Annotated in this window: 9 protein-coding genes; all 9 read left to right on the forward strand. The window is 29.6% G+C overall.

The genetic code is table 11. The features are described 5' to 3' along the window. Nucleotides 1–24: 24 nt before the first annotated feature. The 9 genes from ACX0KU_RS15920 to ACX0KU_RS15960 all read left to right on the forward strand — a co-directional run bounded on the left by ACX0KU_RS15920 (nucleotide 25) and on the right by ACX0KU_RS15960 (nucleotide 11,567). Complete coding sequence (locus ACX0KU_RS15920) at nucleotides 25–189, forward strand: hypothetical protein (protein WP_472992561.1); 165 nt, start codon at nucleotides 25–27, stop codon at nucleotides 187–189. After that, nucleotides 167–1,174 carry a hypothetical protein gene (locus tag ACX0KU_RS15925; RefSeq protein ID WP_472992562.1) on the forward strand — a complete coding sequence of 336 codons (1,008 nt, stop codon included), beginning with the start codon at nucleotides 167–169 and terminating at the stop codon, nucleotides 1,172–1,174. Before ACX0KU_RS15920 ends, ACX0KU_RS15925 begins: the two co-directional genes overlap by 23 nt. Before the next feature lie 23 nt (nucleotides 1,175–1,197). Then, a complete protein-coding gene (locus ACX0KU_RS15930) occupies nucleotides 1,198–1,821 on the forward strand; it encodes a helix-turn-helix domain-containing protein (RefSeq protein WP_472992564.1) in 624 nt (207 codons plus the stop codon). 233 nt (nucleotides 1,822–2,054) lie between these two features. After that, nucleotides 2,055–2,264 carry a helix-turn-helix domain-containing protein gene (locus ACX0KU_RS15935; RefSeq protein WP_472992565.1) on the forward strand — a complete coding sequence of 70 codons (210 nt, stop codon included), beginning with the start codon at nucleotides 2,055–2,057 and terminating at the stop codon, nucleotides 2,262–2,264. A gap of 98 nt (nucleotides 2,265–2,362) precedes the next feature. Continuing rightward, nucleotides 2,363–4,078: a phosphoadenosine phosphosulfate reductase domain-containing protein gene (locus ACX0KU_RS15940; RefSeq protein ID WP_472992566.1), complete on the forward strand. Its 1,716-nt coding sequence runs from the start codon at nucleotides 2,363–2,365 to the stop codon at nucleotides 4,076–4,078. A gap of 11 nt (nucleotides 4,079–4,089) precedes the next feature. Continuing rightward, on the forward strand, nucleotides 4,090–4,968 hold the full coding sequence (locus tag ACX0KU_RS15945; RefSeq protein ID WP_472992567.1) for a DUF4007 family protein: 879 nt from the start codon (nucleotides 4,090–4,092) through the stop codon (nucleotides 4,966–4,968). Nucleotides 4,969–4,995: 27 nt separating this feature from the next. Beyond that, the gene (locus tag ACX0KU_RS15950; protein WP_472992569.1) at nucleotides 4,996–8,628 is read left to right on the forward strand and encodes a DUF6079 family protein; all 3,633 of its coding nucleotides are present in this window, start codon (nucleotides 4,996–4,998) and stop codon (nucleotides 8,626–8,628) included. Nucleotides 8,629–8,640: 12 nt separating this feature from the next. Further along, nucleotides 8,641–9,789 carry an aminotransferase class V-fold PLP-dependent enzyme gene (locus tag ACX0KU_RS15955; RefSeq protein ID WP_472992570.1) on the forward strand — a complete coding sequence of 383 codons (1,149 nt, stop codon included), beginning with the start codon at nucleotides 8,641–8,643 and terminating at the stop codon, nucleotides 9,787–9,789. 89 nt (nucleotides 9,790–9,878) lie between these two features. Continuing rightward, nucleotides 9,879–11,567 (forward strand): hypothetical protein, encoded by a 1,689-nt coding sequence (locus ACX0KU_RS15960; protein WP_472992572.1) that lies wholly within the window; start codon nucleotides 9,879–9,881, stop codon nucleotides 11,565–11,567. The last annotated feature ends 13 nt before the right edge of the window (nucleotides 11,568–11,580 follow it).

The following is an 11,580-nucleotide window of genomic DNA, read 5'->3' on the forward strand; positions in this document are numbered from 1 at the left end:
TCAGTAAAGACAAGGAGAAAATACATGAAAAAGAAATCATTAATAGAACTTTTTATCTATATCATAATTGTTGTTGTAGGAGTTATTACGCTGTTTACTTTTAAACCTGAAAAGAAGGCTATTGAAATACCATCAGACTTTAAGATTGCGGCAAGGAGTGAGTATAATGCTTTTGTACATATCAAGTAATCAAAACATAGGAATATTTGATTTTCTTATAAAAGAAAAAGGTTTTATTATTAAAAAATTATCAGGAGAGTTTTATTTGAATAAGTTTGTTGTCCATGACATGAGAAATTTAAGTCATTACAGTTATATAGTAATTGATTTAAAGTCACTAAAGGATACAAGTAAAGAAATTATTGAAGCTTTGAGAGCTTTCAAAGTTATGTATGACTCAAGAATTATAGTATTTGCTGAAGGAAGGGTAAAAGAAGAACCTTTAATAAAGGCTTTAATTGATGAGAAGATTTATAATATTGTAACGGCTACTAATATATCAGGAATTAAAGATCAAATCCTAAAATGTATTAGTGATGAAGGAATGACATATGAAGAGTTTTTTATAAGAGATAGTAATATTCCAGAGGTGATTTCACAATATATATTTAAGCAAAAAGATATAAAGGTTGCAGTTGCAGGAGTATCAAGAAAAGTTGGTACAACTACAACTGCTTTTAATTTAACCAATTATTTGAATAGTATTGGAGCTAGGATTAGTTATACAGAGGCTAATTATAATAATCATCTAAAAGACATTGCTGATTATTATGAGTTTAAAAAAGATGATGAAAAAAGCTTTAAATATAAAGGAATAGAATATTATACAGACAAGCAATTTCCTAATGAATATAATTTTAACGTTTTTGATTTAGGAGTATTAAATACTTCAACAATATCTATATTTAAGACTTGTGAAGTAAGAATTCTTTGTAGTACAGCTAAACCTTATGAGCTGGTACCTCTTAAAGAAACATTAAATATAAAAGAAGGAATACATATTTGTACATTATTATCATTTGTACCTGAGGGTAGTAGGATAGGTTTGAAAAAATTAATTGAGAGTGAAAATAATAGAGTATTTTTCACAGGGTATTCGCCAAGTTTATTTGATGCAAAAGTAAATAAAAAAATATTTAGAGAAATATTAAAAGATTATATTGTTGAAATCTAAAAATATGAAAGGGCTGTTTTTTAATGAAAAAGCATGAATTATTAGATAAAGTATATAAATCAGATTTACTAAGTAGAGCAAAGCAAGTAATGTTTTATCTTATTAACAGGGCTAATGGTGAGGGAACTTGCTTTCCTTCAATTAAAACCATAGCTAATGATTGTGGAGTATCTGAGAGGACCGTGCAAAGGACTATGAAAGTTCTTTTAGAAGAAGGTTACATCCTAAAAGAAAATAGATATAGGGATAATGGTGGGCAAAGCTCAAACCTTTATATGCTACAAATGGAGCCACAAAAAGCTGCTGATAAAGAAGAAGTGGTTAATAATCCAGAGGTTGAAGAAACAAAGCAACCTATAGAGGAAACTGTGATAAATGATAATAATACCACTAATGAAGTTGAAACAGTTACCTTTGAAGACTATAAAGAAACTGTTGGCTTAAATGAGAGAGAAACTAAAATTACCAATGAAAACTTATTGTCAGAGGATGAAAAGCAGCCGATGATAAATCCTCTGAATTTAAAAATGCTAAAATGTCACCCTGTTTTTGTTTGTCATGGACAAAGAATAAGAACATTAGTAAGTACCTTAAATAACTTAAAATTTCAATGTCATAGGGTGAGCGACAAATTGTATCCTCCATGAACTATATATTTTAATAGTTATAAGGGATATTGAAAGATAAATAATTATTATATCTAAATAATAACTAAAATATACTAAGAGGGAGTAGAGGGGAAATTGGGGAAATTGTCGTAAATTGATATATGGCTAAAATGATATAATATACTATAAAAATAGACTTATATCTGTTTACTATGGTAAGAAATAGTGTTAACATAAGCATAGATAAGTATATTTATCAAGGAGGAGCTGTAATGGCAATACGCTGTAAATTATCGACACTTATGGGTGAAAAACGCTATAATATACAAGATGTTTACGAAAAGACAGGACTATCAAGAGGAACTATATCTAATCTCTATCACGATAAAATGCAACGTATCGACTATGAAACACTAAATAAATTATGTAATCTGTTTGGCTGTTGTGTTGGAGATTTAATTGAATATTATAAAAGCGAATAGATATTTAAATCATTAAATAACTTTTGGGATTAAAGTTAGAGTAGTATTTTGGAGAGTAGAGATAGAGTAATAAAATTTGTACAGAGGGGGTGTTTTATTTGTGGTGCAAAAATTGTAATAGAGAAACAGAAAATGAAAAATGTGAGCTTTGTGGAAAAATAACAGAACAAGAGATCCCCTATGAAGTGTTTTGGTGTGATGAATGTAAGGTTCCTATAATTAAAAGTGTAAATAGTATAGATAAAAATAGTTGCACTCTTTGTGGTGGAAACACTACATACATGAGCTCAGATTTAAGACCAGTTTTTCCTGAAGAACGACTACTTCTGGAAATAATAACAGCTGAACCTTTAGATTATTATAAAAAGTCAGTTTGGGCATCAGACAATCGATATTATATTGATGGAAAGTCTAAAGTTATTACTAGCAGCATTTACAAAAAGAATGATCCTAATAAAATTAGAATGTTGTTAGAAGAAAATAAATCAAGGAATGGATATTTGTATTTTAATAAACATATAGAAAAGTTTATTGATGCAAATAAAAATAGATTGAACTATTTAAAAGATGAGGCCTTCGAATTTATTCAAACTACTGCGAAAGAATATGCACATGAAAGTATAGTTTTATCATTTTCAGGAGGAAAGGATTCTACTGTAACAGCAGATTTAGCAGTAAGAGCACTAAGTGATCCTAGTTTAGTTCATATATTTGGAGATACTACGTTGGAATTTCCACTTACAATAGAGTACGCTAAACGATTTAGAAATGATAATCCTAAAGCTATATTCAAGATTGCAAAAAATAAGGAGCAAAATTTTTATAATGTATGTGAAGATATTGGCCCGCCAGCTCGAATGCTCCGATGGTGTTGTTCGATGTTTAAAACTGGACCAATAACTCGTGTTTTGAATAACCTTTATAAGGATAGAGATATTCTTACCTTTTATGGAATACGAAAATGTGAATCAGTTAGTAGAAGCAAGTACAATAGAATAGAAAATAGTGCAGATGCTATTAAGATTCAAAAGCAAAAGGTAGCTTCGCCAATATTTTATTGGAAAGATATAGATATCTGGATTTATATATTAGGTGAAAAAGTAGATTTTAATGATGCGTATAGATTGGGATATGACCGTGTAGGATGTTGGTGTTGTCCAAATAATACTGAAAGAGCTCAGTTCCTTTCAAGGATTTATATGCCAGAGCTATCTTTGAATTGGAGAAATTTTCTAGTGGATTTTGCAAAAAAGATAGGGAAGCCTGATGCAGAAGTTTATGTAGATTCAGGAAAATGGAAGGCAAGGCAAGGTGGAAATGGAGTAATTGCAGCAGAAGATACAAAAATTAAATTTAGTAATTGTACAGCAGAAGAGAATGCTAAAGTTTATAAAATGAATAAACCAATAGATGAGAGTTTTATTCAGCTTTTTATTCCCTTTGGTAGAGTTGCTCCAGAACTTGGTCGTAAATTAATTAATGAAGTTATTATTGTAGATATAAAAAATAATATACCAATCATATCAATACAACCATTTTCACAAGATGGGTATGATTATGCTGTGAAAATAAAAACTATGAATGTAGCAAAACATGAGCATTTACAACGTATGATAGGATATCAAATAAGAAAATTCAATGCTTGCAGAAGATGCTTAAAATGTGAATCATTATGCAAATTTGGAGCTATCTCTATAGTTGGTGATACATACCGTATTAATGAAAGTAAATGTAAAAGATGTAAAATGTGTGTTACAGCAAAGTATCTTGAGGGTGGTTGCCTTATGAACAAATATTTGTACACGAAAGATTAGGGAGTGATAATATGAAGTTTAGAGCACATGATACCTTTTTTATACGAAAAGGTTGGTTATATAAAGGTTTAAAAAATGTACAGGATGATCCACAAGTATTTATGGGCGTAAACGGGAATCCTATGGATATTTTAGGGATAGGTGCTAATATGGTAAAGGCTTTACGATATTGGTTACAGGCAGTTAAATTAACGAAAGAACCATCAGTAGGACGCAAAACACAGAATATAACTGAATTTGGAAGACTTATATATGAGAACGATCCATACATGGAAGAGATGGGGACGTTATGGCTTTTGCATTATCAATTGGCATCCAATCTTGAAGAAGCAACTGCTTGGTACTATTTCTTTAATGCGTTTAGACTATCAGAGTTTACAAAAGATGATTTTGTATCTCATTTAAATAAATTTATAAATAATAATGGTGAAAGTGTATCGGATAGATCTCTAGAAGATGATTTTAATTGTGTTATTAATACCTATGTTCCACGAATTAAATCAAATCCTCAAAAGATACAACCAGAAAGTAATATTGATTGTCCTCTTGGTGAACTTGGACTGATTGATATTGTAAATAAAAAAGAGAAAATATATAGAAAGAGTACACCTAAAAAGGATACAATACATCCTTTGATTTTGTTGGCTGTTATTGTTGATCAAGCAAAAGAATCAAAAGAGATAAAGATATCTTCATTACAGAATGATATTTACAATGTTGGCAAAATATTTAACTTAGATATTATTACTTTAACAAATTTACTTTATAAAATTGAATTGATGGGTTATATAAAAGTAATACGTACTGCAGGACTTGATGTTGTGAGAATTGAAAAAGATATGAATTTTATTGATTGTATAAATGAGTACTATAGAGTGTTAAATAACTAAAAAATAGATAGACTGGGAGAGAAAACTATGATTAAAGAAAAAATAGATGTGGCAAAGGGATTTCAGTCCTCAGTCAATATAGCCTATGACTTATATAATGACGAGAAAGTAAAGAGCTTTATTCCAACTACATCTTCCTTTGATATTCTAGAAGACGTTTTGCTTAGTACGGCGGACAACTCTAATGATAGAGCTAGAATATTAATAGGAGCCTATGGTAGGGGGAAGTCACATATCATATTAGTGTTAATGTCATTGCTCTTTAATAAAAATATAAAATTATTTGAGGAACTTTTAAATAAATTGAAGATATACAATCAAAAATTGTATGATTTTACAGTGGATTATTTAAAAAGTGATAAAAAATTACTTCCTGTAATTGTAAGTGGAAGTAGTGCAAGTCTTACTCAATCATTTTTAAGTGCCTTACAAAAAACTCTTAAGGCAGATGGACTTGAGGACTTAATGCCTGAGACGAATTTTCAAGCTTCAATAAAAACTATAGATTTATGGAAAGAAAAATATCCTGATACTTATAATAAGTTTGTACAAGAATTGAGTGAACCTATAGAAAATTATATTTTAGCTTTGAAGGAATATGATGTTAATGCATATGAGAGATTTGAGAAATTATATCCAAAGCTTACCTCTGGAAGTGAATTTAATCCGTTTATAGGATTTGATGTTGTTGAACTATATGAAATGGTCACAGGAAAGCTAAAAAGCAAAGGTTATGATGGAGTATACATCATTTACGATGAATTTAGTAAGTACTTAGAATCAAGCATTGCTAATGCAACTATAAGCGATATCAAATTACTTCAGGACTTTGCAGAAAAGTGCGATCGTAGTGGTAGTAAGCAAATGCATTTAATGTTAATATGCCATAAAGATATATCAAATTATATTGATAATAATCTTCCGAAAGAAAAAGTTGATGGATGGAGAGGTGTATCAGGAAGATTTAAACAAATAAATCTACATAATAATTTTTCACAGATGTATGAAATAATTTCAGCTGTTATAAAGAAAGATAAAGTATTTTGGGAAGGTTTTTGTGAGAAAAATAAGGAAAGATTTAATAATCTTAAAGATAGATTTATAGCAAATGGGTTGTTAGAGAAGCTAGAATCAGAAACAGTTGATATAGCCGTAAAAGGATGTTATCCATTGCATCCAATATCAACCTTTATATTACCAAGAATATCAGAAAGAATAGCACAAAATGAGAGAACACTTTTTACTTTTTTATCATCGGATCAAAAATTCACGCTATCTACATTTTTAAAAAATGAAAATAGTGACTTTCCTGTGCTTACACCAGATTATATATATGACTATTTTGAGCCACTACTAAGAAAAGAGCCCTATACAAGTGAGATACACAAACTATATAAACTAACTTCTAATGTTATTAGAAAAGTGAATAAGGATTCATTAGAGTCTAAAATAATTAAGACTATTTCATTAATATATATTGTTGAGCAATTTGAAAAATTACCACCTATTTATGATATTATTGTTGATGCTTATCGAGATTGTGATATAAGTACAAAAGAAATAAGTAAGGCGTTAACAGAATTAATAGAAAAAGAGTGTATAGTGTATCTAAAGCGTAGTAACAACTATTTAAAACTAAAAGAAAGTAGTGGAATAGATATTTCTGAAGAGGTTAACAAACAAATTGAAAAAAGTAAAAATACACTAAATCTTAAAGATATTATAAATAAGGCTGTTCTTGATAATTATATGTATCCAACTAGATATAATGATGAAAAAGAAATAACACGTTATTTTGACTTTGTATTTATTGAAAGCTCAGAATTTTGGGCAGTTGATGATTGGAAAAAGAAGATAGAGAATATTGATGGTGATGGAATTGTTTATGCAATTATACCTAAAAATAGAGAAGAGATAAGTGACATTAAAAAATCCATTTTAGATGGTAATCACAATCATCATAGGATAATGTTTATTGTTCCAAATGAATATAGAGATATTGAAAAAATAGCTTATGAATATGCCGCAGTTAAAGAATTAAAAGAGTTAGTTGTTGATGATGAGATACTAAGAGATGAGTATGGTATGTATATTGAGGATTTAGGAGAAGTAGTAGATAGTTTTGTACTAACATATTCAAGACCAGAAGTTGGTAACTCACAATATTTTTATATGGGCGAGAAAAAAAAGTTAAATCGAAAAGCTCAAATTTCCGCTCTTCTATCTAATATATGCGATAGTATATTCCCTCATACTCCTGTAATTAACAATGAATCTATTAATAAAAATATATTACCTACTGTTGCTATTAATAGCCGTACAAAGTTAATAGCAGGACTTTTAGAAAATCAATTGAAAGAAAATTTGGGATTAACGGGTACAGGGCAAGATGTATCAATTATGCGCAGCACATTAGTAAAAACAGGAATTTTTATTAATGAGAAAGGAAGAACTGGAATTAATCTTACGCCTGAAGATAGAAATATTCAAAGTATGTTAGATACAATATGTACTTTTTTTGCCAATGCTACTGAACAAAATAATGGCAATTTTAAAGATTTATATGCCGTTTTAACTCTTCCAGAGCATGGTATTGGTCTTAAAAAGGGTGTAATTCCTATTTACATAGCTGTAGCAATGCATCATTTCAAGGCAAATCTTGTTATTAAAAACAGAGATTCAGAAGTTAAAATTACAGCAGATTTACTGAATAGCATAAATGAAAATCCAGAAATTTATACTTTTTACCTTGAAAATTGGAATGAAGAAAAGTCAACTTATATACTTGAGTTAGAAAGAATTTTTGAGGAATTTATTATTGAAAGAGAAAAGAATTATAATAATTTTTCTTATATTGTGTTTGCAATGAATCGTTGGTATATGTCATTACCTAAGTATTCAAAGGAACTAAATTATATTTATAGTGGGATTAATAATAAAGATTCTAAAAAGGCAATTCCAAAAGAAAGAAAAAATTTCATTAACAGTTTAAAACAGGTGGATAACAATGCTCGAGAGTTTTTATTTGAAAAAATATTTACTATATTTGGTATGGAAGCATTTAATATAACTATTTTAGACAATGTAACTGCAACAAAGCAAGCATTTGATAGTGCAAAAGATAACTTAGTTGATGTATTAAATAAAGATATAAAGAGTATCTTTAGGTCCATAAATCTGAAAGATGTAAGTCTTACTTCAACAATTAAAGATTGGTATGAGTCACTGAGTAGTAATGCAATAAACCATTTGTATTCGAATAATGAAAGCAAAATATTGGAGTTAATGAAGTCAATAACCAATGATGAGAGGACTTTTGTTGAACGTTTAGGTAAAGCTGTAACTTCTCTACGAATAGATGATTGGAATCTTAATACAATAGTAATTTTCTTGGATAACTTGAAAAAGTTTAAGGAGACTGTTGAGGAATTTAATAGAAACTATGAAAAAGGTACAGTAGACAGCTCTAATTTTTATAAGTTTGTTATAGTAGATAAAGATGGGAATGAAGAAGTTAAAACTTTTAATAAGGTAGAATATAGTAAAAGAGCTACATTACTTTTTAATGACATAACAGCATCATTAGAAGAAATGGGTGAATCAATATCAATGGAAGAAAAACGCCAAGTACTTATGGAATTACTTGAGAAAATGTGTTAAGGGGGTTAAGGTATGGTGTACTTTGATAATGCAGCAACAACATTTCCTAAACCAGAAGAAGTATATACTTTTATAGATAAATTTTACCGTAATTATGGGGTTAATGTTGGTAGAGGTCAGCACAAGCTGGCTTCTACAGCAAATAAACTTGTAGAAGAAACAAGAGAGCTAATACTTAATTTATTTCACTGCAATAATAAAAAAGTTGTGTTTACACATACTGCCACAGAAGCATTAAACTTAATCTTAAGAGGAATACCTATTAACAATAATTATAATATTTACATTTCACCATTTGAGCATAATGCAGTCACAAGAGTTCTACATTATTTACAGGGAATATACAAAATTAACATTCATACATTAGAAGTAAACAAAACAACTCTAAAGTACGACCTCGAAAAAATCAAGTATCAATTTCAGGATAAGAAGCCAAATCTAGTTATTATAAGCCATGCAAGTAACGTTTGTGGTGTTGTAGCACCTATAAATGATATTTGTAAAATGTCAAAAGAGTTAAATTCCATCAATGTTATTGATATGTGCCAGACTGCTGGACTTATTGATACTAATTTAAGCAGTGAAATAATAGACTTTGCAGTTTTTGCGGGTCATAAAACTTTATATGGACCTTTTGGTATTGCGGGCTTTATTTGTTCAAATAATATAAAACTAAACCCATTACTATATGGAGGTACAGGAGTAGATTCTGCTAACCAAGAACTGCCTGAAACTATACCAGAAAGATATGAGATCGCAAGTCATAATATTATGGCAATTTCAGGGCTAAATGCATCACTTAAATGGATAAAAAGTGTAGAAATTAGTGAAATTTACAGGAAAGAGTTGTTAAATCATAGAAAATTAGTTAAAATATTAAGTAAATATAACAATATTAGGATAATTCAAGGTTCTGAAGAAAATCTTACGGTAGGAGTAGTTTCCTGTGTGTTTGAAAATTACAGTAGTGATAGTATTGGGCAAATACTAAGTGAAAACGATATTGCTGTTAGAACAGGGCTACACTGTTCACCATTAGCCCACAAATTTTTAGGTACTTTCCCTGCTGGAACAGTTCGCTTTAGCGTAAGCTATTTTAATAAGGATGAAGATTTTGAAAAACTTAAAGAAGTATTAACGTATATAGAGGAGAATAGTTAGGGATGTGGAAAATGAGAGATATTGATCAACTTAGAAGTAGCTGTTAAGTAATTGACTAAATAAAATACAAGGAAAAGAGGATTATTTCTATGAAGAATAGTGAATATATTTTGTATTTAAATTCATTGCATAATTACAATGCGCAGAATCAAAATGCATATGGTGAAAAGAATGTTGCTAGTCCCTTTTTTAACGATGTCGTAGTTAAAGTGGGATTATGCGACTTTATTTATGAACAATTGAGTGGAAATCAGCCAAATATCATTATTCTTACTGGTCATGCTGGTGATGGTAAAACAAGTATAATGTATCAAGTACTTGAAGATTTAAGAATTATATTCAACACAACTGAAAAAATAAGTGATGTTACATTGCCAACAGGAAAGATTTGTAGATGCATAAAGGACTTTAGTGAATTGGCTGATGAAGAAAAAATAGATGTCTTAAGAGAGGTTGTAGAGTTACCTAACCAAGATAAATTTGTATTCATGGTAGCCAATACAGGTCCGTTGATTAATACATATGGCGAACTTTTTGAAAGTGATGAAGATAAAGAAAGGGCACGCATTGCTCTAATTGATGCAATGGATAAAAATACAGGTAATATAAATAACATAATGGGTCATAAAATATGTGTCATCAATCTTGCGACAGTGGATAACACATATTTTGCTACTGAATTTTTGGATAAATTACTACAAGAAAAGCTTTGGAATAAGTGTAAAAATTGTGAAAAGAAAGAATATTGTCACATTATTAAAAACAGAAATTTAATCATTAAAAATAAAAAACGTGTTTTTGAATTTATTAATATGCATTACGTCTGGTTAACAGAACACGGAAAACGCTTGACAATTAGAAGTATGACAGAGCAATTGGCTTATATGATTACTGGGGGAGAAAATTGTCAAGAAATAGTAAAGAAAGAGGAATATAAATACCTTTCTAGTAATTTGTTTTTTGGATATATTGGTACAGTAGCTAACCATAAAGCCGTGAGTATTGTGGCTATACGTGAAGCATTGGCATGTAATTATAATTTAAGGAGGCTTCGTTCAGACGAAAGTTTGTTGATTAATCGTGATTTTGATGAAGTTTTTGGAAAAGAAGTGTCAGAAATTTTGAAACAGGCAGAAAAGAAAAATGCATATGTAAAAGGATGGACAGAATTCTTACGTCGTACATATATGTTTTTGAATATTATTACTGATGAAAAGATCATGGCAAATGATTCCGAAGATATCTTTTCAAAGCAGTTTAAAAGATATCTTGAGTTAAGAAATGGTAGGACAACTCCATCAAAATCAGATGCTAATTTAATAAGTGATGCACTTGCTATGATTTATATTGGAACAACTAATACTGAACAACAAATACCAATTACATTAAGTAGAGAATGTGGAATTGCCCAAAATGTTCAGCTTATTACAGGTACAATTCCTACAAGACAATTAAAAGTCGTGCAGGAGCTGACAAAGGACAGTTTATTCAATAAAAATAGAAAGAGAAATGTTTTGAAGCTAGAGATTAATAAGCAAGTAATTGATTGTGAACTTTCACTTCCTATGTTGGATTATTTTGAGGAACTCAAGAATGGTGTTATTTCAACCAATATTGACCCACAGTTGTCGCATGGAGTTGAGAGTTTGAAGGCGCAACTTTCAAAAGAAATGGATGATGTCGATGATGATTTGATAGAAATTATCATCTTAAAAAATAACGGAAATAAAGATGTTTGCCTTGAAATAACAGACAATAAGAAAATACGAGAAGTATAGGAGGTTGAGTGAT

The organism is Clostridium sp. X (genome assembly GCF_055755365.1).

Coding starts and splice junctions, on each gene's coding strand:
- ACX0KU_RS15950 (WP_472992569.1), top strand. CDS start 4,996: ATGATTAAAGAAAAAATAGATGTGGCAAAGGGATTTCAGTCCTCAGTC.
- ACX0KU_RS15935 (WP_472992565.1), top strand. CDS start 2,055: ATGGCAATACGCTGTAAATTATCGACACTTATGGGTGAAAAACGCTAT.
- ACX0KU_RS15920 (WP_472992561.1), top strand. CDS start 25: ATGAAAAAGAAATCATTAATAGAACTTTTTATCTATATCATAATTGTT.
- ACX0KU_RS15925 (WP_472992562.1), top strand. CDS start 167: ATGCTTTTGTACATATCAAGTAATCAAAACATAGGAATATTTGATTTT.
- ACX0KU_RS15945 (WP_472992567.1), top strand. CDS start 4,090: ATGAAGTTTAGAGCACATGATACCTTTTTTATACGAAAAGGTTGGTTA.
- ACX0KU_RS15930 (WP_472992564.1), top strand. CDS start 1,198: ATGAAAAAGCATGAATTATTAGATAAAGTATATAAATCAGATTTACTA.
- ACX0KU_RS15960 (WP_472992572.1), top strand. CDS start 9,879: ATGAAGAATAGTGAATATATTTTGTATTTAAATTCATTGCATAATTAC.
- ACX0KU_RS15955 (WP_472992570.1), top strand. CDS start 8,641: ATGGTGTACTTTGATAATGCAGCAACAACATTTCCTAAACCAGAAGAA.